This is a genomic window from Streptomyces sp. NPDC047072, assembly GCF_040643855.1.
In the GTDB taxonomy this organism is placed as follows: Bacteria; Actinomycetota; Actinomycetes; order Streptomycetales; family Streptomycetaceae; genus Streptomyces.
This window is the reverse complement of the sequence record NZ_JBEYVC010000049.1, coordinates 1-25,553: the sequence shown is the minus strand read 5'-3', so window position 1 is coordinate 25,553 and position 25,553 is coordinate 1. Positions and strand designations below refer to the sequence as shown.

Sequence of the window (25,553 nt, the reverse complement as noted above, 5' to 3'; positions counted from 1 at the left end):
AAGGGACTCGCCCTCATGTCCGTCACCGATTCGGACACGGCCCGTACGGCCGCGGGAACGGCCCCCGCCGTCCTCACCCCGCGTCTGCGACTGGTGCTGGTACTGCTGCTCGCGGCCCAGTTCACGCTGGCCGTGGACTTCTCCATCCTGAACGTGGCGCTGCCGGTGATCGGCGAGGGCCTGGGATTCTCGCTGGCGCGTCTTCAGTGGATCGGCACCGCGTTCGCCCTGTGCGCGGCGGGCTTCACCCTGCTGTTCGGCCGGATCGCGGACCTGTTCGGGCGCCGTCGGCTCTTCCTCGGCGGCCTGGTGGTGCTGGGCGCGTCCTCGCTGGTGGGCGGTCTCGCACAGAACCCGGAGGTGCTGATCACGGCCCGGGTCTTCCAGGGACTCGCGACCGCCGCGGTGACCCCGGCCGGCCTCTCGCTCATGACGACCTCCTTCCCCGAGGGCCCGCTGCGGGAGAAGGCCCTCGGCCTCAACGGGGCCCTGATGTCCGCCGGGTTCACCACCGGCGCGGTCCTCGGCGGTGTGCTGACCGACCTGCTCTCCTGGCGCTGGGCGTTCTTCGTCAACGTGCCCGTCGCCCTCGCCGTCCTGATCGTCGCCCCGACGGTCATCAAGGAGTCCCGGCCCGACGAGCGCCCGAAGCTGGACGTGCCAGGCGCAGTCAGCGTCACCCTCGGTCTGCTGGCCGTCGTCCTCGGCCTCACCCAGGCCGGCGAGCACGGCTGGGGCTCCGCGAGCGCCCTGCTGCCGCTGGCGGCCGGCGTGCTGTCGCTGATCGTCTTCTGGGCCGTCGAGCGCAAGGTGAGCGCCCCGCTGGTGCCGCTCGGCGTGCTCGGCAGGCGGTCGGTGGCCTGGGGCAACGTCGCCGGTCTGATCGCCTTCCTCACCGAGACGTCCCTGGTCTTCCTGCTGACCCTCTACCTCCAGGAGGTGCTCGGCTTCTCCCCGCTGGCCGCCGGTCTGTCCTTCGGGGTGCTGGGCATCGGGACGGTCGTCGGCGGATCGGTCGCCCCGAAGGTCATCGGGAGGATCGGCAGCAAGCGGACGCTGGTCACCGGTGGCATCCTCCAGACCGTGTTCACGGCCGCCCTGCTCGGCCTCGGCACCGCCCATTCCTCGCTGTGGCTGCTGCTCGTCGCCACCTTCGCCGGCGGGGTGGGCAACATGCTCGCCATCGTCGGCTTCATGGTCACCGCCACCTCCGGTCTCGCCGACCACGAACAGGGCCTGGCCACCGGGCTCGCGACCATGACCCAGCAGATCGGCATCACCATGGGCACGCCGATGATGAGCGCCATCGCCACCGGCGCGATGACCGGCACGGGAACGGCGGCCGTCCTCGGCGGACTGAAGACGGCCATCGCGGTCAACGCCGCCCTCGTCGTCCTCGGCGCGCTCACCAGTGCCGTGTTCCTGCGCCCTTCCTCCGGGGGCAATGCCAAAACCACGCAATACCTCTCCTCTCGACGGGCGATTGTCTGAAACCTCAGATACTGTCGCCTCAGGCATGGTCGTCCGCCCCAGGTCACCGCGATCGCGGACGTGTCACCCAGACCGGAAGACAGGAGAGGCCCGTGTCGGCTGCCGACAACAAGGCGCTCGTGATCGCGTTCTACGAGCAGGCGTTCAACGACTACCAGCCGGAAGAGGCCGCCGCCGCGTACCTCGGCGAGACCTACACCCAGCACAACCCGGAGGCGCAGGACAGCCCGCAGGCCTTCGTCGGCTACGTCCACTGGCTGCGCGGACAGTTCCCCGACCTGCGCCTGGACATCAAGCGGGCCGTCGCCGAAGGGGACCTCGTGGTCACCCACAGCAACCTGCACCTCAAGCCCGGCGACCGGGGCATGGCCGTCGCCGACTTCTGGCGCCTCGCCGACGGCAAGATCGTCGAGCACTGGGACGTCATCCAGGAAGTGCCCGAGAAGAGCGCCAACGACAACACGATGTTCTGACACCGGCCACCCCGCCACAGGCGAGCAACTGGTACGCGTTGTACGGGTTCGCGCTGGTGGGGGTGCTCGCGTTCCTGCTGATCCGCGGTCCGTGGGGGTGGCGCTCCGGTGCGCACATGAACCCTTCCCCGGACGGTGCGTCCTGCCGTACGTCGTCACGCAGGCCGCCGGTTCGCTGACGGGTGCGGCGTTGGGCGCACTGGCGTGGGGTGCGTCCGCGAGCGGCCCTCTGGTCGACTACGCGGTCGTTCAGCCGGCGCCGGGCTGCCCGCCGTCCTGGCGGTGCTGACCGCGGCGATCGTCGCGGGCCTCGGGTTCGGGCCCGCGTATGCATGTGCTTGAACTCTCACGTACGCCCTTGACCTGGGCGTAGCCCGCATGCTCAGCTTGGACCGGGCGTTCGGAATAACTTGTTCCGTTTATGGAATCGATTCCATGGAGCGCTCGACACACGGGTCCCCACCCTCACCCCCCACCGCTCGAACGTGTACCGACGACCGAAAGTGCGCGAGCGTGATGAAAGAACCGCGTGTACCCGATCACCCCTGCGTCCTGGTGGGCCGGGAAGTGACCAGCACGGCCGAGACGCTCGTCATGGCCCTGCGCTTCATCGGCTTCGACGCGCATTTCGTCGCCACCGGGGCCGAGATGATCCACCAGACGCGCCACCGGGAACCCGACGCCGTACTGCTCGACACGGCGCTGCCCGACCTGGGCGGCGTCGAGGTCTGTCACCGGTTGCGGCGGGAGGGGATCGACACCCCGGTGCTCTTCCTCAGCGACCGGACCGCCGTCGAGGACAAGTGCCACGCGCTGGCCATGGGCGGGGACGACTACCTCACCGTCCCGTTCGACCTCACCGAGCTGAACGCGCGGCTGCGGGCGCTGGTCCGCAGGTGCCGGAGAAGGGGAGCGTACGACGCCCCCCGGCCCGACCGCCGGCTGCGCGCGGCCGGTGTGGAACTGGACGAGGACACCCGGGAGGTGTGGCTTCAGGGGCGGGCCGTGCCCCTGTCGGCCACCGAGTTCGCGCTGCTGCGGCTCCTGGTGCGCAACGCCGGCAAGGTGGTCTCCAAGGCGGAGATCCTCGACGTCGTGTGGAACTACGGTTTCCAGGGCGAGTCCGGAGTCGTGGAGACGTACGTCTACACCCTGCGGCGCAAGCTGGACGACGCCGACCGGACGCTGATCCGCACCGTGCGCGGCGCCGGATACCTGGTGTACTCCGGCAGGGCCACGGACGTCGGACGGCTGCACGCGGCCGGGGCCTGACGGAAGGAGAGGTCCGCAGGGTGCGTGCGCATCCTGCGGACCTGAGGGGCGGGCCGGGGCTCCACTACCCGATGTCGAGCCTGATGGTGCTGCCGTTCTTGTTGCCGTTGGCGGGGAGCACGCGCGGCTCCCAGCGCCAGCCGGTGCTGGGCTTCTGGTGGTGGAACTCGACCGACCGTCCGAGGGTCCACCAGTAGTCCTTGGCCACGGTGCACTTGTGCGGGGCGACGTCCCAGAACTGCGAGCCGACCCAGTCGCCGTGCTGGTTCTCGCCGACCAGGTAGAACCTGACCTGTTCGTTCGACTGACTGCACACCTGCACCTGGCCGTACTTGTCGGCGGCCGAGGCCGTCGCCGGCATCGCCAGACCTGCCAGGGCGGCGGCCCCGGCCAGTACCGCCACGGTGATGTTCCTTCTGAGCTTCATGACTGGTTCCGGTTTCTGTGTGGGGGGTGGCGGGTCAGCGGTTGCAGTGCTGCTGTCGTTCGGTCGCCGTCATGGGGGCGCTCTTGAGGTTGGTGTAGCCGGCGCTCGGGTGGGAGGTGTCGAAACCGGACTCCGTGTAGTTGTAGACGTACCAGTCGAAATGGCCGTAGTAGCGCTTCTTGAACTGGATCTCGTACCAGCCGGTGACCTTCTGTTTGGCGGTCCCGCGCTCTATCCAGCCCTTCTGTCCCGGCTCGAGGTGCTTCTTGTATTCGACGGTGTCGGTGTGGCTGCGTTCCCAGGTGTGGTTGTAGCTGGTCTCGAATGCCACTTCGAAGACGCCCTCGAAACCGGCGGACGTGGTGATCGCGACGCCGACGGAATCGCTGGAGCCGGTGGTGTCCTGGCCGCCGACGCCGAACTCGCCGTCGCCTGTTCCGCAGTTGTACACGGTGGCGCCGACCTGGTGGTTCGGTCCGATGTACGACTCCAGTTTCTGCGGATGGAATCTGCAGAAACTGCTCGTGGTGTTGCAGGCTTCCACGAGTTGCCGGATGGTGGGCTGGTCGGCGGCGGACGCGGACGGCGTCAGCAGCAGGGTGCCGCCGACCGCGAGAGCGGTGACCGTTCCCGCGGCTGCGGAGAATCTCTTGGCGTTTTTGTGCATTCGGCGTGCGAGTACCATGGGCGATTCCTTTCGGTGGGGAATTCCGGAGAACTCCCTGGCGACTGGTTTCATTAGACACGCGTCGCCGCCACGTCAAATCAACGTGGCATAAGAGAATCGCTGAGATTTCCCTCCGCGCCAGATCAAGATCAGATCAGGGGGGATGGGACCGCTGAAGGTGCGAAGTGAGGTAGCACCGGTATGACACGCCACTTCCTCACCGTCTACGACGGCGCCCCGCCCCGCCGCATCGCCTGCGCCGACCCGTTCGAACGCCACGGCCCTGTCCGGCTGGTCGCCGGCCCGGGGTGGACGGGCCGGAGTGTCACGGACATCGCCTGGGCGGTCGGTTTCGAGGAGGCCTCGCCCTTCACTCGTGCCTTCAAAGGCCGTCATGGCGTGAGCCCGCGCGGGCCACTCCAACGCTTCACACCCGGCCGACGACGGCCTCAGCCGCCGAGCGGGTGCTGGGGTGGTACCGGGCCCTCGCCCGCGTACGTGTCGCCGCGTGGGGGCGACGGGGTGTCGGTCTCGGTGAGGGTCAGGGTGGGCCAGGGGGCGGCGAGGGTGGTGTCGTCCAGGGGGATGCCGAGGTGGTCGAGGAGGAGGGCCACCACCGGGGCCATGCCGGTGTCCTCGCCCTCGTGCTCGGCGAGCGCCGACTCCACCCGGTCCCACCAGGAGTCGGGCCGCTCGGGCCGCGTGTGCTCCATGCCCGGCTCGAAGTTCTCGACGCACTCGCCGTCGCGCCAGTACTGGAACACGTCGAGCCCGTCGGTGGTCAGCACGCTGTACGTCTCGGTGCCGCGGGACAGTGCCGTCAGCACCTCGTTCCAGGATCCGACGGCACCGTCCTCCTCGACGCAGAAGGCCCAGTCGCCGAGCCTCCCGGACCGCAGCAGCGAGACCTCCCCGTCACCGGAGCCGCCCGGGAGAAGGTCCGAGGCCTCGTCCGCGTCGAGCGGACGCGCCTGCCCCGGATCGGCCCCGTAGCGGGCGAACACCTCCTCGGGGCCCAGCCCCCGGGTGAACGTGACGCACATCCAGGCCGTCGCCCAGGTGAGCGTGTGTGCGTCCGTGCCTGCAGCCATGGTCTGCCTCCGTCTTTCCGGCCCGGCAGTGCCTACCGGGGTCGAGCCTGCGGGCTCCCCGCGGCCAACGAGCTCCGCGGGGAGCCCGGTTCATCATGCCGGGTTCCTACGCCGTGAACTCGATGCGGAACGGGTCACCCTCCACGAGTCGCTCGTACTTGCGAAGCGAACCGAGGACTCCGCCCGCCGAGCTGTTGGCGCGCTGGCTGATGTGCAGCCGTAGACAGGTCTCGTTGCCCGTGGCCGGACGGTCGTCGAACGTCGCCGGGGCGGACCACACGCCGTTCACCACCTGCGGGGTCAACTCGGCGCACAGGGTGCCGTCCTGGCCGCCCTCCTTGGTGCTGGCGGGCGGGAACTCGTCGCAGCTGTCCTTGCCCGTCACCCCCGGGTACAGGTTGGTGAAGGGGGTGCAGGTCGCGGTGCGGTTGCTGTTCGCCGTGGCCTGGTTGACCGCGTGCAGGACGTCGGTGCCCCGGCGCCGCATGATCTCCTGGTAGATCGGCACGACCAGGCCGTACTTCTCGTGCGACTGCGAATAGCTCAGCACCGGGAGGTCGTCGGTGGGTATGACGCAGCCGCGCAGCCGGGGCTGCTCCTTGTCGCAGCGGATCTTGCCGGCCGAGGGGCTGGACCAGGAGGCGCTGGGGTCGACCGGGGTCGCGCCCGGCATCGTCACGTACATCCTGTAGTTGGTGCGGAAGGACGAACGGGTGGTGTCCGCCGCGAAGTTGTCGCCGCTGTACTTGGTCTTCCCGGTCTTCTCCATGCCCTCGGTCAGCTCGGCGTTGCCGTACCACGGCTGCTTCGTCACCGTCGAACAGCCGGCCTCGCAGCCCACCTGCATCTTCACCACGAGACTCTTCACATCGCCGCTGACCCGGACCAGCTTGGCGGTGATCGTCTCGTTGAGGTCGAGGGACTTGTACGAGGTGGCGAGCGTGGAGTTGACCTGGATGAGGCCGGTGCCGATGGGCTTGGCGTTCGAGTCGTAGAGGGTGTACGTGACTTCGGCGCCGTTCAGGCACAGGCCGCCGGTGCGGCTCCAGCTCCAGTTTCCCGGACTGGTCAGCACACACGAGGGCGGGGGCGGCTCCGGGTCGTCGGCGTCCGGTTCGAACTCCGTCCCGAGGCCGTCACCGCCCGGGTCGTCCGCGGCGAGGCCGGCGGCCGTCGGGGTGGACGCGGCGGTCTTCGCACGGGGCGCCGCGCCCGTGCCCTCGGCCACGCTCACACACGCGGTGACCGCGTCGGGCACGGTCGCGCGGGCCGCGGCGGGGAGCCGGGAGCAGGAGTCCTCGGCGGTGAAGGCGGCGCTCTCCAGGGGCACCGCGGTTTTCTCCGCCGCCCCGGTGAGCGGCGTACGGGACGGCGCGGCCCCGCCCTCGGCGGCGCCGGCGGTGCCGGTCGCCGTGAGGGCCATGGTGAGCAGCGGAGCGAGCAGCACCCATCTGATACGTGATGAGGTCATGACTTCTCTCTGGAGTGGATGAGGGAAGGAAGAGGGGGAGCGGCCCGGCTCAGAAGATGGACGACAGGGCCTTCGCGGCCCCCGACACGACGTCCTCGCCGACGTCGGCGATCTTGCCGACGACGGGCTTGATGAGCTTGCCGCCGGCCGCCTTGTCCGCGGCGCCGAGCCACTTGGACTGGCCGAAGGTGACCAGGCTCAGACCGGTGCCGATCGCGGACTCGAAGAACTCGCCGCTGGAGAAGCCGTGTTCGATGCCGGTGAAGAGGGTGCCCAGGGCACCGGCGCCCATCGAGACCGCGGAGAAGAACCCGGCCGCCGCGGCCGCCGGGGGGAACACGAAGGCGGCGAGGGCACAGCCCGCGGCCAGGAACCCGGCACCGACGCTGATCGCGTTGAACGCGTCGGCGTAGAAGCCCGCGTCGTTCCACCACTCGTCGGCGTCCCCGCCGGTGCCGTTGGGGTTGATCTGGTCGTTGACGTCCTTGTCGGCCGGGTCGATCTTGGCCTCCCGCTCCCGGCGGGCCTTCTCGGCAGCAGCCTCCGCGGCCGCCTTGGCCTCGGCCGCGCGCTTCTCCGCGACGATCTGCCGGGCCTCGCTGGCCGCCCGCGCCGCCGTCGCCGCGTCCTTGCCCGCCGCGATCGCGGAGGCGCGGGCGGCGGAGGCCGAAGCCTGGGCGCTGTACGAGGACTTGAGGGCGGCGCGGGCGGAGTCCATCGCCTTGTTCGCCGAGTAGTTCGCGGACCGGGCGGCACCCCGGGCGGTCGACGCCGCCGCGCTCGCCCTGCTCGCGGACGCCTTGGCGTCGGCCGCGGACTTGTCGGCCGCGTCCGCGTTCTGCCGGGCCTCGTCCGCGTAGTCCTCCGCCTTGGCCGCCGAGTCGAGCGCCTTGGCCGCCCACTCCTTGGCCTCGGCGGCGGCGTTACGGGCGTCGGCGCCGGCCTTGGACGCCAGAGCGGCGTTCTCCTGCGCCTTCTGGGCGATCTTCGCCGCGGCCGCGATGGCACCGCGGACCGCGGCGACATGGGTGGCCGTGTCGTGGTCGAGCTGGGCCGTCCGGTACTGCACCAGGGAGACGAAGTTACGGCGCATCCAGACCGGCCCCTCCATGGCCACCTCGGCGTACGCCCGGGTGAAGGCGCCCCCGGTGGTCATCAGCGAGGCGGTGAGGACCGCGTCGTCCTCCGCTATCGCCCTGGGGTAGTCGACGTCGAAGAAGTACTGCAGCGACTCGGTGGTGTTGATGGTGAGCGCCTTGTTCGCCGCGGCGGTGACGGACTTGCCGGGGTTCGAGGCCAGGATGCGGCTGATCGCCACCCGGTTGTCCTCGTCGGAGGCCTTCTTCATGCCGCTGGTGAGGAAGTCGCCGACCGCCTTGGAGTCGGAGCTCTGCAGGGCGGCCTTGGCCGCTTCGGCGATCTTGGGGCCGGCGACCGTTGCCACATGGAGCGTGGTCTCCCGGTCGTCCTGCCCCTGGGCCAGGACCCGGTCGAGGTCGATCCAGGCGTACACGTCGTCGTCCGTGCCGGAGAGGGCGTACTGGGCCGCCTGCCGGGTCCAGGCACCCCGCGAGTCGAGCAGGGCGATGGCGGCCTTGCGCCCCCGGACCGCCGCGGCGGTCATGTCGCCCTCGTTCAGCGCCTGTTCGGCCGCGGCGATCAGGTCCTTGGTCGCCTGATCGGTCTGCTGGGCCTGGGCGACCTTGTTCTGATAGGTCGTCAGCTCCTTCGTCTCGATCTCGGCGAGCTGTCTGACCTCCTCGATGGCCTGCAGCTTGTCCTGCTCGATGGTCTCCGCCTCGGCCTTGCGCGCGTTCTGTTCCACCAGGATGGCGTCCGAGACGGCCTTGGTGGCCGTGTTGGCGGCCTTCACGGCCTCCGCCGCGTGAGCGGTGGACCTGTTGGCGTAGTCGACGGCCTGGCCCGCGTACTTCACGGCCTCCTCGGCGGCGGCCGCGGCCTTGTCGGCGTGGTCCGCCGCGGAGTTGGCGGCGTCCCGGGCGGTGCGGGCGGCCGCGGCCGCGGTGGTGGCGAGGGCCTGGGCGCTGGAGGCGGCGTTGGTGGCCCGGTTCGCGGCGCTGGACGCGATCGCGGCCTGGCGCTTGGCCTCGGCGGCCTCCGACTGCGCGGCGCCGGCGGCGGCACCGGCCTGGGCGGCGGCGTTCGCGGCGGCTGCCGCGTTGCGCGCGGCGGAGGCCGCGGCGGAACCGGCACTGGCGGCCTTGGTCCCGGCGATGGCGGCCTGATCAGCGGCCTTGGCCGCCGTACGGGCCTTGGCGGCGGCGTTGCGCGCGGTGACGGCCGCGTTCTTGGCGGCCTCGGCCTTGCCGGCGTCCTTGGAGGCGCCGATCGCGGCGTTGTAGGCACGGGACGCGGCGCTGCCGGCGTTCGCGGCGGCCTGGGCGGCGCCGGTGGCGGCCCAGGAGGCGCGGCGGGACGCCGACACGGCGGCGTTCGAGGCGTTGATCGCGTTGCGGGCGGCGTCGGCCGCGCCCTTCGCGGCGGAGGCCGCCTTGCGGGCCGCCGCCCCGGACTTCTGTACGTCGTCCTTGGCGGCGGACGCCTCGGCCGCGGCCTTCTCTGCAGCCTCCTTCGCCTTGTCCGCCGCGGTCTGGGCACGTGCGGAGGCCTCGACGGCCAGGTTCGTCTCGCGCTCGGCGCGCTTGCCCTCCCGTACGACGACGGCGACGAGCTCCTCGATCTTCGCCGACTCCTGGTCCCGGGCACGGGCGATGTGCTGCCCGGTCTCGATGAACCACTCCACGTCGGCCGCGGTGCCGCTGAGGGCGCGGTCGGCGTACTTCTGCACCTCGGGCCCTGCCTGCGTCAGCATGGCGGAGACCTGGACCCGGGCGTCCTCCAGGCGCGCGTCGTACTGGGTGTCGGTGAGGAAGGTGATCAGGCCCGGCTGGGTGCCGGCGTTCAGGGCGGCGGTGGCGTCCCGCTGGACCGCCCGCTCGCCGGTGGCCGACACGACGGAGGTGGCCACCTGGAGGTCCTCCAGAATGGCCGGTTTGAATCCGTCCTTGAGGAATGCGGCGATGGCGGCGTCACCGCTGTCGAGGGCGGCGACCGCCGCCCGGCGCAGGCCCTTTCCCGCGCGGTCCAGGCTGCTGACGATGGCGACGCGGTTGTCCTGCACGGTCTGGGCCGGGAGCGTCTCGGTCAAGAAAGTCCGGATTTCGCTGTCGGAGCCGGAAAGCGCCACGGTGGCCGCGGCCTTGACGCCTTTTCCGCCCGACATCCAGGCCTTGACCACTTTCGCCCGCTCGGTGTCCGGCAGCGGGACCGGGTCGGGCGCGGTCCCCTCCGCGGCGGTCGCGACCTGGGGGAGGAGCACGGAGGGTGTGGCGGCAACGGCGGTGGCCGCGGCGAGAGCGCCGAGCATACGGCGCCGACTCCAGAAGATTGTCTGCATAAGAGTTTTCCCCCTGAGATTGCCTGCGGAATGGAATGTAGTGCCGGACCATATCAACTGATCTGAAAAAAGAAACCAGTTGCGAGCATTTACACTTCCTCCACAATTATCCGTACAACCCTTGTCGCCTGTGATGCAGATCACGCATCTTCCATGCGGAATGTCGCTTTCTGTGAGGCTTTATGTGCTCGACCTGTGCATCACCTTTGTGTTCGGATGGCAAAGCGACGGGGCTGATTTCTCTATCGCATTTCTGCGTGCCCGAATTCGAGCGACCAACTGGGGGATGCAATGAAGGAATACGCGAGATTCGCGTGGCGTGTACTGGGCGCGGCCGCGGTCGGCGCCCTGGCCTGGACCGCGGTGGCCGCGGGCGCCCCCGGCGGGGCGTCGGAGCAGGCGGGCCCCACCGCACTGGTCGCCGGGGACGCTCCCGGGTACGCGGTGGAGGACTTCGGCTACCCGCTGGCGGACAAGATCCGGGCCGAGCGGAACCTCGTCCTCAAGCGCGGCGACGGGCACATCACGCTGGCCGACTGCACGAGCGGGACCGGCCTGCTGGAGATCCTGGCCCGCGACAGGACGGACCGGATCTGCTTCAAGGTGGTGGGCAACTCCGGCTGGCTGACCCTGGAACTCCCCGCGGTCTACGCGATCAAGGGCAACGACTACACGACCGCGGTCGACATGACCGTAGGCGCCGAGGAGAAGTCGTTCGACGTCGCCAAGAACTCCTGGACACCGGTGGGTGAGGCCGCCGACCCGGAGGGCCGCGACCACCTGCTCGTCGAGATCAGGACCGCCAAGTAGCGCCAGGCCCACCCGACTTGCTCACCGCTGCGCGGTCCGGTGCCCACGGGACGCGCGGCCTTCGTGACTAGGAATCCACGTTCATGCACCTCTCCAGACGCCCCCGTCTCGCCGTGTGGGCCGCCGCCCTGGTCGCGGCCCCCGCCGCGCTGGGCTCCGCCCCGGCGACCGCGCTCAACGGAGCCGACGCGCCGGCGCAGTTGACCTACGTGGCGAAGATCAACGTCGGTGAACAGAGCGCCTGCACCGGCACCCTCGTCGACCGGCAGTGGGTCCTGACCGCGGCCACCTGCTTCGCCGCGGACGGCAAGCCCCCGGCGGGCAAGCCCGCCGTCGCCACCACCGTCACCGTCGGCCGCACCGACCTGACCCAGACCGGTGGCAGCGTCCTGCCGGCCATCCGGCTCGTCCCGCACGCCGACCGGGACCTGGTGCTCGTCAAACTCGCCGCCAGGATCACCGATCCGGCCATCACCCCCGTCCGGCTGGCGACCTCGCCCGCCGCCGCGGGCGAGCAGCTGGTGAAGGCCGGATTCGGACGCACCAAGACCGAATGGGTGCCCGACAAGCTCCACAGCGCCCCGTTCACCGTCGCCGCCACCACCGACACGACCGTCGACCTCGACGGCTCCGCCACCGCGACCGTCTGCAAGGGCGACGCCGGCGGTCCCGCCCTGCGCGCGGTCAACGGCACCACGGAACTCGTCGCCGTCAACTCCCGCTCCTGGCAAGGCGGATGCCTCGGGATCGACCCCGCCGAAACCCGCACCGGCGCGGTCGACACCCGGGTGGACGACATCGGCGCCTGGGTCGACCACGCCCTGACCCGGGACCCGGACGACTTCACCGGCGACGGCAAGGCCGACCTCGCGGCCGTCAAGGACGACGGCATCCTGTGGGTCTACCCCGGCACCGGGAACGCGACCGGCGCCACCTTCGGCACCCGCTTCCAGGCCGGCACCAGCTGGCAGAGCCAGGACGCCGTCACCGTCGGAGACCTCAACAACGACGGCATCGGCGACCTCCTGTCCCGACAGGCGTCCGACGGCACGCTGTGGGTGTACCCCGGCACCGGGAAGACCGGGATGGAGACCTTCGGCACCCGCTACCAGGTCGGCAGGAGCTGGCAGACCCAGGACGTCACCCGCGCCGCGGACTTCAACACCGACGGGCTCACCGACGTGCTGACCCGCCAGGCGTCCGACGGCACGCTGTGGGTGTACCCCGGCACCGGCAAGCCCGGCATGGAGGCCCTCGGCACCCGCTACCAGGTCGGCACCGGCTGGAAGAGCCAGGACGTCGTCTCCGTCGGGGACCTCAACAACGACGGACGCCCCGACGTCCTGTCCCGCCAGGCGTCGGACGGCACGCTGTGGGTGTACCCCGGCACCGGCCAGGTGACCGGCGCCTTCGGCACCCGCTACCAGGTCGGCACGAGCTGGCAGACCCAGAGCGCCATCCGCCCCGGGGACTTCAACGGCGACGGACTCACCGACGTGCTGTCCCGGCAGGCGTCCGACGGCACGCTGTGGGTGTACCCCGGCACCGGGAAGTCCGGCATGCAGACCCTCGGCACCCGCTACCAGGCCGGGACCGGCTGGGGGCCGTACCGCATCTTCTGAGGCGGCGGTCGGCTTCGTGAGGGTGCGGGCGGTTCTCCGGCGAGGAGAACCGCCCGCACCGAACTGGAGCCGGACATGAGCCGGTTGGTCGCCGCGGCCACCGAGGACGATGTCCACGCCTTTGGTGAGGAGACGGCCGCGGAGTACGTGTCCTCTCGGCGTTCGTTCTTCCGGGGACCGCCCTCGCCGCGCAGCAGAACGTCCGGCCGATGGACGCGCTCGGCGGCACCACGTTCACGGCCTCCGACGAGGAGGGCGTGGCCCTCACGATATGCCGCGTCGGTGTGCCCGTGCGCAGACCTCGCCGAGTAGGCGGCTCTTGCCGATGCCGGCCTCGCCGGTGATGTCGACGAGCCGGGAACAGCCGCTGTCGTGGGGCTCCGGGCCAGGGGAGCCCCGTTGGATCGTCGTAACCACCTCTGCGGGCAAGGAACTCACGTGGGTGGTGCGGTCCTCGGACGGGCCGTGTCCCGCTCAGCGCTCGGCCTTCACGAGTGCGCCGTCCGCGCGGACCGTGAACCAAGTGCCCTTCACCCCTTGGCCGTTGGTGTCGCCGGGCTGCTTGTCGCCGGTGAACCAGTACAGCGGCCAGCAGTCCAGGGCGAGTTGCCTGCCGCCGTCCGGGCGGGTGTAGGTGCTGAGCAGCTTGGGGTCGATGCCGTCCAGGGAGCCGTTCTTCGCGTCCACGGGGGTCGCGGGGCGCCAGGTCTCCAGGCACTCTCCGACGCAGTTGGACTTCATCGGCCAGGCGGTGTCCTTGGTGAAGCGGTAGAGCGTACGGCCTTTGCCGTCCCGGACGATCGAACCGAGGGCCGCGTCCTTCACCGTGGAGAGGTCGGGCAGGTCCTCGGCCGCCTCGGTCGAGGCGGCCGTCGCCTTCTTGCCGTCGGGCGCGGCGGCGAACCAAGTGCCGCCCACGCCCTGGCCGTTGGTCTGGCGGGGCGCGGTGTCCCGGGCGTACCGGTACAACGGCCAGCCGCCCAGGGTGAGTTGCTTGGTGCCGTCCGCCCGGGTGACCGAGCCGAGCAGACCGGAGTCGATGCCCTGGCCCGCCTCGACGTCACCCGCCGGGATCGGCGGCCAGACGGCCGCGCAGTCGCCGTCGCAGACGGACTTCGGAGGTGAGGCGCTGTCCTTGTCGAAGCGGTAGAGGGTGAAACCGGCCCCGTCGGTGACCACCGGGCCCAGCTCGGCGCTCTGCCAGACACTGAGCCGGCCGGCCTCGGAGGGCCGTGCCGCGTCGGTCGTGCTCTGGTACGGGGCGCTCGCGACCGCCGCCGCGGGGGCCGCCGTATCGGCGGACGTGCCGGCCGTGCCGCAGGCGGACAGCGTCACGACGGCGGCGGCGGTCGCGAACACGGCGGGGAGCAGGGTGTTTTTGCGCATGGCTGTGCCTCTCTCTGTACTCGGTGTACTCGGTGTACTCGGTGTACTCGGTGTGGTTCGGCGTGATTCGGTGTGGTGAGGAGATGGGGAGTACCGCGGGGCGTGGTTCAGACGCGGCCCGTGCCCGCGCCCACCAGGGCCTGCGTGGGCACGATCACCTTCAGGCCGAGCACGCCCAGGTCGACGCCGCCGTCCGGTTCGGCGTACCAGCGCCAGTGCGCGCCGGGCACGTCGCCGACGGTGAGCACGGTCCAGCCGCCGCCCTCGGGCGTGGCCAACTCCGCGAGCGTGCGGGCCTCGTCGGCGGTGGGCGGGTCGAGGAGTACCACGAACCCGGTGACCTCACCGGTCCGGGCGGCGCCGCGCACCAGGCCGACGCCCAGCTCCCGCGCGGTGTTCAGGACGTCGTCCGGGACCCGGCCCCGCACGTCCGCCACCGAGCGGACCCGGACCAGTCCGTTGAGGCCGGGCAGGGTGTTCGCCGCGACGTCCACCGAGACCACCACCGTGTTCTGGCGGGGCAGTTCGAGCAGTCCGCGCACCAGCGCGGCCACCGTGTCCTGGGCGACGGCGAGGTCGCCGCACACGCTGAGCGCGCCGTTGATCTGGCCGAGGTCGACCATCACCTGCGCCTCCCGCTCGCTCACGCCGATCCGCGCGAGGTGCGGCAGGGAGAGCATCCGCTCGTCGTCCGGGTCGCCCTCGACGACCGAGGGCAGTCCCGCGCGCTCCCAGCGGGTGGGGGCGACGGCGGTCCAGGGCGCGGGGACGGTGTCCGCGCCGGAGACCGAGGCGAGCAGCTTGGTGGGCTCGGCGAGCACGCTGTACACCCGCAACGGGCGGCCTGCGGCGGACTCGTGGGCCGTGCCGGGCTCGACGGGCGGCACGATCTCGCGCAGCGCCTGACGGACCATCACCGGAGTGCGGGTGTCGGCGGCCAGCCGCCGGGCCAGACCGGCCCGACGCCGTCGGCGCAGCGCCAGGGCCACTCCGCGCGGCAGCCGCGGGCGCAGCACCCGGCCGCCGCGGGCGAGCCCGGAACCGGCGGCACGGGCGGCGCGGCCCAGCGGGCGGCGCGCGACGATCATCACGGTCAGCGCGGCGACGCCGGCCACCCCGCCGATCAGCGCGGGCAGCGGGACGCGGTCGCCGATTCCGGCGAGGGGGTTCGACGCGCGGCCCGTCGTGGGGGTCGTGGCGGACGTACTCGAAGCACTGGGCGCGGACGACGCGGCCGGTGCGGCGGAACCCCCCGCTCCCGACCCCGCTCCCGACCCCGCTCCCGTCCCCGCGCCCGCCTGAGTCTCCGGCACCTCGCCCACCTGCACGCCCTGCCCACTGGCGTCCTCGGGAAGCGCCAGCGCGAAGCCGGGGACCAGTTGGTCGGGGCTGACGAAGACCGACCCGTCGGGCAGCAGCCGGCCGCTGTTGAGGACGAGGATCTCCTCGAAGCGGTTGCCGTCGCCGAGCGTGCGGGTCGCGATGTCGAACAGGGTCTCCTGCGTACCGCCGTTCTCCTGCGGGGTCCTGACGACGTAGAACTTGGCGAGCTGCGCCGCCAGGACGGCGGCGGCCGGACGTCCGCCCGCCGCGGCCGGTGCGGCCGGGGCGGCGGCGTGGGCCGGTGCCGGAAGGGCCGTCCAGACGGCCAGCGCGAGCGCGCACACGGCCATCAACCGGGCCGCCCGGCAGGGCGGTTCGGCACTGCGGGGCATCGGCGCCACAGTCGCCGTCGGGGCGTCTCGCATCGTCCTCGTCCTCCTCCGTACGGGGTCGTCGGCGCCTGCTTCCGAGCGCGCCGGCTGTCACACGTGCCGGCTCCGGGAACGGTTCAACGACTTTTCCGGAGGGCCGCCACTGAACCGTTCCGGCCGATCCCCCGTGCTCGGGTCGCCAGCGAACGAGACGCCGGGGAGGCACTGGAGATGGCACGACGACACAGCACGGGCTGGGAGGTCCTGGGGTTCGCGAGCGACCCCACACCGGGTGATCCGGACGCGATCAGGACGCTGGCCAGGACATATCTGGAGATCGGCGACGGCGCCGGAGAGGCCTTCGACCTGCTGAAGGGCGAGGGTGCGATCCGCAACGGCCAGGGCAAGGCGATGGAGGCGCTGCGCGAGCTGATCGACAAGGATCTGCCGGGGAAGCTGGAGCGGACCCGGGACTCCTTCCGGGACGCCGCACGGGCCTACGACCTCTACGCGGGCACCCTCACCGAGGCGCAGGAACGCCTGGACCGGGCGATCGACCAGGCGCAGGAGGTCGCCACGACCGCGAACTCCGAGGTGCCGCGGCCCGCCGCGGACGCCACCCCGGACCAGGTGCAGGCGCTCACCGACCAGCAGGGCCGGGTGGACGCGGCCAAGGAGCGGCTGACGGCCGCCGTCGCGCTCGGCCGGGACGCGCGGCAGCTGCGCGAGAACGGCTCCCGGACCGCCTCGGTCGTCCTGGAGGACGCGGCGGACAAGGCGATCGAGGAGCGCAGCGGGATCCAGAAGTTCGGCGACTTCCTCGCCGACAACCCGGTCATCGAGATCATCGCGGGCATCGTGGTGGGCATCGTCGCGGTGTTCCTGCCGGTGGTGGGCATCGCCCTGGGCGCGCTGCTGCTCGGCGTGTCGATCATCAGGATGGCCACACAGGGCAAGTTCGACGCGGGCGACATCATCATCGGGCTGGTCACCCTGGTGCCGGGCGGAGTGCTGCTGGGCGCCGCCGGGAAGGTCGGCGCGACGATCGCGAAGTTCGCCAAGTTCGCGCCCGCGCTGGCCAAACTGGGCAAGGGCGCGGGGACGATCGCGACCGGGGTGGCGGCGGCCGTCAAGGGCTCGACCTTCGTACGGAAGTTCATCACCCCGCTGGGCAAGGGCCTGACGAAGCTGAAGGTGAACCCCCTGGGGGCCGTGCTCACGAAGGCCGGGGTGGACGTGGGCACCGAGTTCACCCTGGGACTGACGGCGTCCGCGATCACGGCGGGCGTCGACGGCAAGGAGTTCAAGCCGGGGCCGGCGGCGATCGGCTCGCTGATCGGCGCCGCGACCGGCGGGGTGCTGACCGTGGCCGGGGGCACCAAGTTCGCCAACAGCATCAAGGACGCCCTGACCATCAAGGGGCAGTTCAAGAACAACATCGGGAAGGCGTTCTCCAAGGGGAGCGCCGGGTTCGCCCCCGACGGGTTCAAGTTCAGCAGCGCCTTCCACGTCGACGGCAAGGGGCAGACGCAGAACACCGGTTTCCACGGCATCGAGGGCTCCACCGGCACGGACCCGTCGACGGGCGTACTGAAGACCACGGTCGGCACCCCGGACGGCACGGTCACCCAGAGCACCGCCACTCCGGGGGACGCCGCACCGGTCGTCACCACCAAGACCACCACGCCCGACGGGTTCACCTCGACGACCGAGGGCGGTGCGAACACCATCACGTCACCGGCCGGGGAGAAGGTCACCTCCGACGGCACGACGACCACCGTGGAGACCCCGCTCGCGGGGCCGGGCTTCCAGGAGAAGGCCGCCGGTGCCTTCCTCGGCGAGTTCGCCCCGGGCCACATCGAGGCGAAGGGCCTCGACCAGGGCAAGCCCACGCTCACCACCGACCTGCCCCAGAACGGCGGCTTCACCACCTCGGGGTCCTTCGGCGACGTCACCAAGGGTCCGGGCGGCGGTCCTACGACGATCAACGGGCCGGCCGGTGCGGACGGCAACCCGGTACCGCAGTTCACCCTCGACGGCACCACCGTCGAGACCCCGAACGGCCTGAGCGTCACCGACACCCCCCAGTTCAGCACCGTCTCCGGCGACGGGCTGAGCGTGAGCAACCAGAACGGCTCGACCTCGGTCTTCAACACCGCGACCCCGGGCGACGGCGCGCCGCCGGTGGCCACGCACGATCCGGCGACCGGCGCCATCGGCATCGACGTCGGTGGCGGCACCTCGCTCACCGGCAACTCCGCCGCCCCGAACACGGTCACGCTGCCCGACGGGACCACCACCGCGCTCGGCACCAACGGAGCCGTCACCGTCGTCAACGCGGGCGGCAACGGCCAGAGCGTCGTCCTGCCGCCGACCACCACCGGCGGCCCGATCACCGTCACCGACACCGGCGTCGTCAGCACCCTCCCGGGGAACACGGGCGGTCCGACCACCGTCGTCGTCCCGAACGGACCCACCGCCACGCTGGACGGCACGGGCTTCACCGTGAACTCCGGCGGCGCCACCCCGGACACCGTGCAGTTCAACGGCGGCAACGGCACGCTCGCCGTGAACCCGGCCGGGACGACGGGGCCGGTCACGGTGAGCCCCGGCGGCGATGTGTCGGTGGGGACCGTGAAGGTCGACGGGGCCGGGTTCGGCTCGGTCGCGGGCGGCGGCACCGAGGTGAAGTTCAGCCCCGTCGACCTGACCGTCACCCACCACGACAACAGCACGCTCACCGTCACCCCGACCCGGTTCGACGTCGGGGGCATCAAGCAGACCGGCGACGGCACGATCCTCGCGGGCACGACCACGATCCACCCGGACGGCTCGGCGAGCGTCTCCAGCCAGGGCACCCTCTTCGACGTGAACCCGGCCGGGCAGATCACCGCGACCCCCTTCGGCGGCGAGCCCGGCATCGCGGGCGCCCCGCAGCCCACCCCCGGCAACCCGGTCACCCTCGGCAACACCACCGTCGACGTCGACACCAACGGCGTCGCCACGGTCACCGTGACCGGCACGGGCGGTGCCACGGCGGCGGTGTCCAACGGCACCACGACCGTCAACTCCGGCCCCCTCCAGGTGTCGTTCGGCCCGAACGGGGTCACCACGAACACCGGAGGGCTGAACCCGGCCCAGGTGAACGTCGGCCCCCACGGCTCCGCCCAGGTCACCCAGGGCGGCACCGGCCTGGGCGTCGGCCCGGACGGGGCGATCACCGTGGGCCCGGCCGGCGGCACGCCTGCGGTCACCGTCGCCCCCACGGCGGACGGCACCGTCCCCACCCAGGTCACCACGTCCGGCGGCACCTCCACCGCGCTGACGAACGGCGGGGCCACCACCCAGTCGGGCGGCGCCGACGTGGCCGCCGCCACCGTCGGCACCGACGGCGGTGTCACCACCACGGCCCCGGCGGGCCCCCACACCACCGTCGTGCACGGTCCGGGCGGCACCACCGCCACCGACTCCGGCAACACCTTCGGCGTCGGCCCGAACGGCACGGTCACGGACGGGCCGTTCACCGTGGCACCGAACACCGACGCCGCCAACGTCCCGGTCGCCACCGTCACCAACACCGGTCAGGGCGGCACCGCCGCCACCGTCGGACCGGGCGGCATCAGCGCGAACGACGTCACCACCTCCGTCGGCACGACGGGCGACGTCACCTTCACGGGCGCCGCGCAGAACGGCGGAACGCCGACGACGGCGACCTCGGCGCCGAACGGCACGATCAGCGCGCAGGGCCCCGACGGCACCGCCGCCCAACTGCCGCCCCCGCGGGGTGGCAACCCCGGCGCCGCCGCCACGCTCACCGCCCCCGGCGGCGGGGTCGTCAGCTCCGACGGACAGACCTTCACGCACTCCTCCGACGGCTTCACCACCACCGTCGCGGGCGGCCAGAACGGCACGACCACGACCGTCGTCCACGACAAGTCCGGCATCGGCCACTCCGTCGACCCGAACGGCACGGTCACCGTGCAGAACTCGCCGAGCGGCTCCACGATCACCGCCGACCACACCCAGGGCAGCGTCACCACCCCGCCGCAGACCCTGTTCGGCGCCAAGCAGACGGGCGGCGAGAACGTCCTGACCAACGGGCAGCCCGGCGCCAACGTCACCACGCACGGCATCGATCCGGTGGCCGAGCCCGGCAGCACGGTCAGCCACAACCTCAACCCGGCCAACGCCGGCGAGTTCACCACCACGTACGGCCCCGCGCAGGGCACCTTCGCCCCCGGCGGGGTCACCGGCCTCGGCCCCAACCCGGCGGTGACCGTCGACACCGCGGGCAACCCGGTCGGCAACGGCGCCGGACAGACCTCCATCAGCACCGTCACGGGCGACGGCCACGGCGGCATCACCGTGCCCACCCCCGGCGGCGGACCCACCCTCCACCACGACGGCTTCTTCGGCGGTACGACCTCCGTGAACACCGGAGGCGTCACCGTCACCAAGACCCCCGGCGGCCAGGAGAACGCCAGTACCGCGGGTCAGTTGGCGGGCGTGGTGGACGGCCCCGCGAACCCGGCGTTCGCCGGACCGGCGCCGGGCCCCGAGACCTTCACCGTGGCCCCCAACAACGGCGGCCCCGGGGTGAGCGTGCCGGTCGGCGGCAAGGGCGGATCGGTCGTCGACGGGGGAGGGGCGTTCGAAGTGAAGTCCACCGGGAACGGCGCCTTCGACGTGTCCGTGCCCGGCGGCGGCAACGGTCCGCAGGACACCGTGTCCGTCGCTCCGGACGGCACGCTCAACGGACCGGGGGTCGCCGCCGCGCCGCCGCCCAACGGCGTCGGACCGGCCGGCCCGCCGCAGGCCACCTTCAGCAACAACACGACGGTCGTCTCCACGGCGAACGGCCCGGTGATCACCCCCGCCGGCGGAGCCGGGTCCATCACCACGATCAACGGCGGCACGGCCACCACCGTGGACAACGCCACCGGGGTGACGATCACTCAGAACCCGTCGGGCGACGCCACGTTCAGCGTCAACAGCGCCGCCGAGACCAGTACCTTCCAGATCGGCAACAACGGGGTCGAGGGCACCGTCACCACCGGCGCCGACGGCAACCAGGCCACCTTCACCGTCGGCCTCGGCGACAGCGGCGCGGTCCAGGTGAAGGACGCGGGCGGCACCACCGTCAACGAACTCGACCCGGCCGGTTCCTTCAACCAGCAGCACGCGCCCGCGCATGACTACTTCCACCACACGGGCGGCCCCAGCTCCGTCACCGACCTGCGCGAGTACGGCTACGAAGCGCTCAGCAGCGTCCTCAAGGGAGTTGTCGGCCAGGGTGTCGGCGTCCTCTACTCGACGCTCGGGCCCGACCACGCGGACCTCGGCACCACGCTGGAGAACGCCGCGGCCAAGCTCGGCAACGGGGTGGGCAACTCCCTGGCCAACAAGAAGCTGGACAACCAGTACGGCTTCAAGTCCGGCGGCCCGGAGGAGATCTACACCAGCATCCCGGTGAAGACCCTCGGCAACCTCAACAACAACGCCGACACCGAGCTCCTCAACCCGCCGAAGGAAGAACCCGCGAAAGCGTGAACCGCTTCGCGCGCACGTACGTGTCTGAAGCACCAACACACCGATGAACCGCAGCGAACACAGATAAAGAGGAGAACACCATGGCGAACTACCTCATCGACGACCAGAAGATGGCGGGCACCGCGGCCACCACGATGAACGAGTACGACATCGCCAAGGCCCAGCTGGCGAAGATCAAGGCCGACCTGGACGCCCTCACCGCCGACGGCTACAACACCCCGTCCGCGCAGACCGACTTCAAGCCCTTCGTCGAGGAGTTCACGGGCACCTACACCCAGGTCATGGAAGGCCTGACCGGCATCTCGAACTACGTCAAGAAGTACGGCGAGGCCATGGTCCAGATGGACAGCGACATGGGCTCCAGCCTCCGCGCCTCCTGACTCCACCCCTTCCCCACCACCGCCGGCCGGCCCGGGCTCCCCCGGTCCGGCCGGCGGTTCACCTTTCCCAGCCCGTGCCACGAGGAGGCACCGATCATGCGTCTGACCGTCACCGCCGTCGACCCCGAGCAGGGCCGGAGCGCGGACATCCTGATCGACGCCGAGCCCGGGGTTCCGGTCGGCGAGCTCGCCGAGCAGTTGCATCAGCGGCTGCGCGGTGGCCGGGCTGGAGCCCGGCCCGCGCTGTTCCACGGGGCCGTCCCGCTGGACGCCGACCGGCCGGTGGGCGCCGCCGAACTGCGCGCGGGCAGCCTGCTGGCGCTGGACGCGCCGACCTTCGTGCCGGGCAGGGAGCCCGACGGCGTGGTCGAACTGCGGGGCATCGGCGGGGACGACGCCGGGTCGGTGTTCCGGCTGCCGCCCGGCGACTACGACATCGGCGCCGGCACCGACTGCCGGATCCGCCTCACCGCCGACGGCCTCGCCAAGCGGGCGGCCCGGCTCAAGGTGGGCGCGGACGGCACCGTGACGGTCGACTCGGCCGCCCTCGGCGTCGACTTCGCGGACGACGGGACGGCCGTACGACTGGACGACGCACCGGTGCGGGACTGGACGCCGTGGCCGCGCGGCGGGGTGCTCACGGTCGGGCCGGTGCTCCTGGAGCTGGCCGACCCGTCCGTGCCCGACGCGGCGCTGCAACCCTCGGAGGACGGCGTCGGACTGGACTACAACCGCCCGCCCCGGCTGCTGCCGCCGCCCGTGCGCGACCGGTTCCTGCTGCCCACCGCGCCGGCCAAGCCCACCCGGATGAGGTTCCAGCTCACCGTGGTCTTCGCCCCGCTGGTGATGGCGATGGTGTCCGTCCTGCTCCTCCAGAACATGCGCTTCCTGATCTTCGGCCTGCTCTCGCCGGTCATCGCGATCGTCTCCCAGATGTCCAACCGCCGTAGAGGCAAGGACAGTTACGAGGAGCAGCTGAAGGAGTACGAGAAGAAGAAGGCCGCGCTGGAGGCCGACGTCGACGAGGCGGTGCTGGCCGAGCAGCGGGCCCGGCGCGCCGCCTGCCCGGACCCGGCCGCCGCGCTGCTGATCGCCGTCGGCCCGCGTCAGCGGCTGTGGGAACGGCGCTGGCGCGACGACGACTTCCTGCTGCTGCGCCTCGGACTCGCCGACCGGCCCGCCCTGGTGGAACTGGACGACCCCGCCGAGCCCGAGCACCGGCGCCGGATCACCCGGACCATCCACGCGGTTCCGGTCACCGTCCCGCTCCGTGAGGCCGGCGTCCTCGGCGTGGCCGGCGGACCGGCCGCCGAACCGCTGGTGCGCTGGCTGATCGCCCAGTCGGCGGTCCTGCACAGCCCCTCCGACCTCAGGATCTGCGTCCTGTCCGGTTCCGGCGGCGCGGACCGCTGGGCGTGGGTGCACTGGCTGCCGCAGTGCGCGCCGCTCGGCGAGGACACCGTCACCCTGGTCGGCGCGACCGCCGAGTCGGTGGGCCGCAGGGTCGCCGAACTGAGCGCGCTGATCGCCGCCCGGCAGGCCGCCGGAGCACGGGCCGTACGCGGCGGCGCGGCGGGCGAACCCGATGTGCTGGTCGTCCTGGACGGCGCCCGCCGCCTGCGCTCGCTGCCCGGCGTGATCCAGATACTGCGCGAGGGACCCGCGGTCGGCGTGTACGCGCTCTGCGTCGACGACGAGGCCCGGCTGCTGCCCGAGGAGTGCCAGGCGGTCGCGGTCGCCGGACCCGACGGGCTGCGGGTGGAGCGCGCCCAGGCGGACCCGGTGACGGACGTCCGGATGGACGCCCCGGGGCGGGCCTGGACGGTGGGCGTGGCCCGCGCGTTGGCCCCCGTCCGGGACGTCGGCGACGACGCCCAGGAGAACCTCCTGCCGCCCTCGGCCCGGCTGTTGGACGTGCTCGGCCTGGAGCCGCCCACGGCGGACGCCGTCGCCGCGAACTGGGTGATCGGCGGACGCAGCACCCGCGCGGTGCTCGGCGTGGGCCTCGACGGGCCGTTCGCCGTGGACCTGGCCGCCGACGGACCGCACGGACTGATCGCGGGCACCACCGGCTCCGGCAAGTCGGAGCTGCTCCAATCGCTGGTGGCGAGCCTCGCCGTGGCCAACCGGCCCGACGAGCTGAACTTCGTCCTCGTCGACTACAAGGGCGGCAGCGCCTTCGCCGAGTGCGCCGAACTCCCGCACACCGTCGGCATGGTGACCGACCTCGACAGCCACCTGGTGGAGCGGGCGCTGACCTCGCTGGGCGCCGAGCTGAAGCGCCGCGAGCACATCCTGGCCGCGGCCGGCGCCAAGGACCTGGACGACTACACCGAACAGCGCACCCGGCGCCCCGAGCTGGCGGCCCTGCCCCGACTGGTCCTGGTCATCGACGAGTTCGCCTCCATGGTCCGTGAACTGCCCGACTTCGTCACGGGGTTGGTCAACATCGCCCAGCGGGGCCGCTCGCTCGGCATCCACCTGATGCTGGCCACCCAGCGGCCGTCCGGCGCGGTCACCGCCGACATCCGCGCCAACACCAACCTGCGGATCGCGCTGCGCACCACGGACACCGGGGAGAGCCGGGACATCATCGACGCCCCGGACTCCGGCCAGCTCTCCCCGCGCACCCCCGGACGCGCCTACGCCCGGCTCGGCCACGCGGCGCTGCTGCCGTTCCAGACCGGGCGGATCGGCGGACGCCGACTCGATCCGGCCGAGACGGACGGCAGGCCCCCGGCGCCGGTCCTCACCGAACTGCACTGGGAGGAGCTGGGCGACCCGCCGCCCCGGCCCACCCCGCAGGAACGGGCCGTGCAGCCGGTGACCGACCTCTCGGTCCTGGTGGCCGCGATGCGCGAGGCGGCCGTACAGCTCGCGGTGCCCGAAGCGCGGCGGCCCTGGCTGCCGCCGCTGCCGACCGACCTCGCCCTGGCCGACCTGCCCCGCGCCGAGGACCCCACCGAGGAGGGCTGCCTCGCCGCGGTGCCGTACGGTCTCGTCGACGTGCCCGCCGAGCAGACCCGGCGGGAACTCGCCCTGGATCTCGACACGATGGGCCACGTACATGTCATCGGCTCACCGCGCGGCGGCCGTTCACAGACCCTGCGCACCCTGGCCGCGGCGGTCGCCGACCGGCACGGCTGCGCCGACGTGCACCTGTACGGCCTCGACTGCGGCAACGGCGCCCTCCAGGCGCTGGCCGAACTCCCGCACTGCGGCGCGGTGGTGGACCGGGCCCAGGTCGAGCGGGTGGCCCGGCTGCTGAACCGGCTCACCGCCGAGGCGGGCCGCCGCCGGGCCCTGCTCGGCCGGTACGGCGTCGCCGACCTCACCGAACTGCGCCGGGCGCTGCCCGCGTCCGAACGGCCCGCGCACATCCTGCTGCTGGTGGACCGGTTCGAGGCGTTCGACCGGGACTTCGCCCTCTACGACCAGGGCAGCGTCCTCGACGCGATGATCCAGCTGCTCCGGGAGGGCGCGAGCGTCGGTGTCCACCTGGTCCTGGCCGGTGACCGGATCCTGAGCCAGGGCCGGTTCTCCTCCAGCACCGAGGACAAGCTGGTGCTGCGCCTCAACGACCGCGCCGACTACGGCATGGTGGGCCTCACCGCCCGCACGATCCCCGAGGACCTCCCGGCGGGCCGGGGCGTGCTGGTGCGCGACACTTTCCGGCAGTCGAAGTACTACCTATCAATTTCCAGCACCTTTCCAACTGGTACACCTAGCAGCCTTCTTTTCGGCCAGATCGCCCTGCGCGAGGCCGGCCTGCTCGACGACTTCTTCAAGCTGGCCCGTCCC

General features: G+C 71.9%; 15 protein-coding genes. 8 read left to right on the top strand and 7 right to left on the bottom strand.

Annotated elements, in window-relative coordinates; all coding sequences use genetic code 11:
- Positions 1–15 precede the first annotated feature (15 nt).
- The 3 genes from ABZ896_RS21995 to ABZ896_RS21985 all read left to right on the top strand — a co-directional run bounded on the left by ABZ896_RS21995 (position 16) and on the right by ABZ896_RS21985 (position 3,236).
- Positions 16–1,491, top strand: coding sequence for an MFS transporter (locus ABZ896_RS21995; RefSeq protein WP_360931513.1), 1,476 nt, complete (start codon positions 16–18; stop codon positions 1,489–1,491).
- Between the two features lie 92 nt (positions 1,492–1,583).
- Entirely contained in the window at positions 1,584–1,964 is a 381-nt protein-coding gene (locus ABZ896_RS21990) for a nuclear transport factor 2 family protein (protein WP_360931510.1), read from the top strand.
- A gap of 567 nt (positions 1,965–2,531) precedes the next feature.
- Positions 2,532–3,236 carry a response regulator transcription factor gene (locus ABZ896_RS21985; protein ID WP_360931507.1) on the top strand — a complete coding sequence of 235 codons (705 nt, stop codon included), beginning with the start codon at positions 2,532–2,534 and terminating at the stop codon, positions 3,234–3,236.
- Between the two features lie 64 nt (positions 3,237–3,300).
- Here ABZ896_RS21985 and ABZ896_RS21980 read toward each other — a convergent pair whose 3' ends face one another.
- The 5 genes from ABZ896_RS21980 to ABZ896_RS21960 all read right to left on the bottom strand — a co-directional run bounded on the left by ABZ896_RS21980 (position 3,301) and on the right by ABZ896_RS21960 (position 10,310).
- Positions 3,301–3,663, bottom strand: coding sequence for a hypothetical protein (locus ABZ896_RS21980; protein ID WP_360931504.1), 363 nt, complete (start codon positions 3,661–3,663; stop codon positions 3,301–3,303).
- Between the two features lie 34 nt (positions 3,664–3,697).
- Positions 3,698–4,348 (bottom strand): hypothetical protein, encoded by a 651-nt coding sequence (locus ABZ896_RS21975; protein WP_360931501.1) that lies wholly within the window; start codon positions 4,346–4,348, stop codon positions 3,698–3,700.
- 431 nt (positions 4,349–4,779) lie between these two features.
- Entirely contained in the window at positions 4,780–5,421 is a 642-nt protein-coding gene (locus ABZ896_RS21970; RefSeq protein ID WP_360931498.1) for a DUF6461 domain-containing protein, read from the bottom strand.
- A gap of 106 nt (positions 5,422–5,527) precedes the next feature.
- On the bottom strand, positions 5,528–6,892 hold the full coding sequence (locus ABZ896_RS21965; RefSeq protein WP_360931495.1) for a hypothetical protein: 1,365 nt from the start codon (positions 6,890–6,892) through the stop codon (positions 5,528–5,530).
- 49 nt (positions 6,893–6,941) lie between these two features.
- Positions 6,942–10,310: an ALF repeat-containing protein gene (locus tag ABZ896_RS21960; protein WP_360931492.1), complete on the bottom strand. Its 3,369-nt coding sequence runs from the start codon at positions 10,308–10,310 to the stop codon at positions 6,942–6,944.
- A 291-nt stretch (positions 10,311–10,601) separates the two neighbouring features.
- Here ABZ896_RS21960 and ABZ896_RS21955 point away from each other — a divergent pair, with 291 nt between their 5' ends.
- Both ABZ896_RS21955 and ABZ896_RS21950 read left to right on the top strand, forming a co-directional pair.
- A complete protein-coding gene (locus ABZ896_RS21955) occupies positions 10,602–11,120 on the top strand; it encodes a hypothetical protein (RefSeq protein ID WP_360931489.1) in 519 nt (172 codons plus the stop codon).
- An 83-nt stretch (positions 11,121–11,203) separates the two neighbouring features.
- Entirely contained in the window at positions 11,204–12,742 is a 1,539-nt protein-coding gene (locus tag ABZ896_RS21950) for an FG-GAP-like repeat-containing protein (RefSeq protein WP_360931486.1), read from the top strand.
- Positions 12,743–13,216: 474 nt separating this feature from the next.
- Here the strand turns inward: ABZ896_RS21950 and ABZ896_RS21945 are convergent, their stop codons facing one another.
- A complete protein-coding gene (locus ABZ896_RS21945; protein WP_360931483.1) occupies positions 13,217–14,128 on the bottom strand; it encodes an SCO0930 family lipoprotein in 912 nt (303 codons plus the stop codon).
- Between the two features lie 107 nt (positions 14,129–14,235).
- Positions 14,236–15,843 (bottom strand): hypothetical protein, encoded by a 1,608-nt coding sequence (locus ABZ896_RS21940; RefSeq protein ID WP_360931480.1) that lies wholly within the window; start codon positions 15,841–15,843, stop codon positions 14,236–14,238.
- 210 nt (positions 15,844–16,053) lie between these two features.
- Here ABZ896_RS21940 and ABZ896_RS21935 point away from each other — a divergent pair, with 210 nt between their 5' ends.
- The 3 genes from ABZ896_RS21935 to ABZ896_RS21925 form a co-directional block, all read left to right on the top strand.
- Complete coding sequence (locus ABZ896_RS21935; RefSeq protein WP_360931477.1) at positions 16,054–21,372, top strand: hypothetical protein; 5,319 nt, start codon at positions 16,054–16,056, stop codon at positions 21,370–21,372.
- Positions 21,373–21,452: 80 nt separating this feature from the next.
- Positions 21,453–21,752 carry a WXG100 family type VII secretion target gene (locus ABZ896_RS21930; RefSeq protein WP_360931474.1) on the top strand — a complete coding sequence of 100 codons (300 nt, stop codon included), beginning with the start codon at positions 21,453–21,455 and terminating at the stop codon, positions 21,750–21,752.
- Positions 21,753–21,848: 96 nt separating this feature from the next.
- Positions 21,849–25,553 (top strand): FtsK/SpoIIIE domain-containing protein (locus tag ABZ896_RS21925; protein WP_360931471.1); only part of this gene is annotated, 3,705 nt, incomplete at its 3' end.

Excerpts from the sequence above, each read along its gene's own strand:
- ABZ896_RS21960 (WP_360931492.1), bottom strand. The coding sequence starts at position 10,310 with ATGCAGACAATCTTCTGGAGTCGGCGCCGTATGCTCGGCGCTCTCGCC.
- ABZ896_RS21930 (WP_360931474.1), top strand. The coding sequence starts at position 21,453 with ATGGCGAACTACCTCATCGACGACCAGAAGATGGCGGGCACCGCGGCC.
- ABZ896_RS21970 (WP_360931498.1), bottom strand. The coding sequence starts at position 5,421 with ATGGCTGCAGGCACGGACGCACACACGCTCACCTGGGCGACGGCCTGG.
- ABZ896_RS21935 (WP_360931477.1), top strand. The coding sequence starts at position 16,054 with ATGGCACGACGACACAGCACGGGCTGGGAGGTCCTGGGGTTCGCGAGC.
- ABZ896_RS21980 (WP_360931504.1), bottom strand. The coding sequence starts at position 3,663 with ATGAAGCTCAGAAGGAACATCACCGTGGCGGTACTGGCCGGGGCCGCC.
- ABZ896_RS21940 (WP_360931480.1), bottom strand. The coding sequence starts at position 15,843 with ATGCCCCGCAGTGCCGAACCGCCCTGCCGGGCGGCCCGGTTGATGGCC.
- ABZ896_RS21995 (WP_360931513.1), top strand. The coding sequence starts at position 16 with ATGTCCGTCACCGATTCGGACACGGCCCGTACGGCCGCGGGAACGGCC.
- ABZ896_RS21955 (WP_360931489.1), top strand. The coding sequence starts at position 10,602 with ATGAAGGAATACGCGAGATTCGCGTGGCGTGTACTGGGCGCGGCCGCG.
- ABZ896_RS21975 (WP_360931501.1), bottom strand. The coding sequence starts at position 4,348 with ATGGTACTCGCACGCCGAATGCACAAAAACGCCAAGAGATTCTCCGCA.
- ABZ896_RS21950 (WP_360931486.1), top strand. The coding sequence starts at position 11,204 with ATGCACCTCTCCAGACGCCCCCGTCTCGCCGTGTGGGCCGCCGCCCTG.
- ABZ896_RS21965 (WP_360931495.1), bottom strand. The coding sequence starts at position 6,892 with ATGACCTCATCACGTATCAGATGGGTGCTGCTCGCTCCGCTGCTCACC.
- ABZ896_RS21945 (WP_360931483.1), bottom strand. The coding sequence starts at position 14,128 with ATGCGCAAAAACACCCTGCTCCCCGCCGTGTTCGCGACCGCCGCCGCC.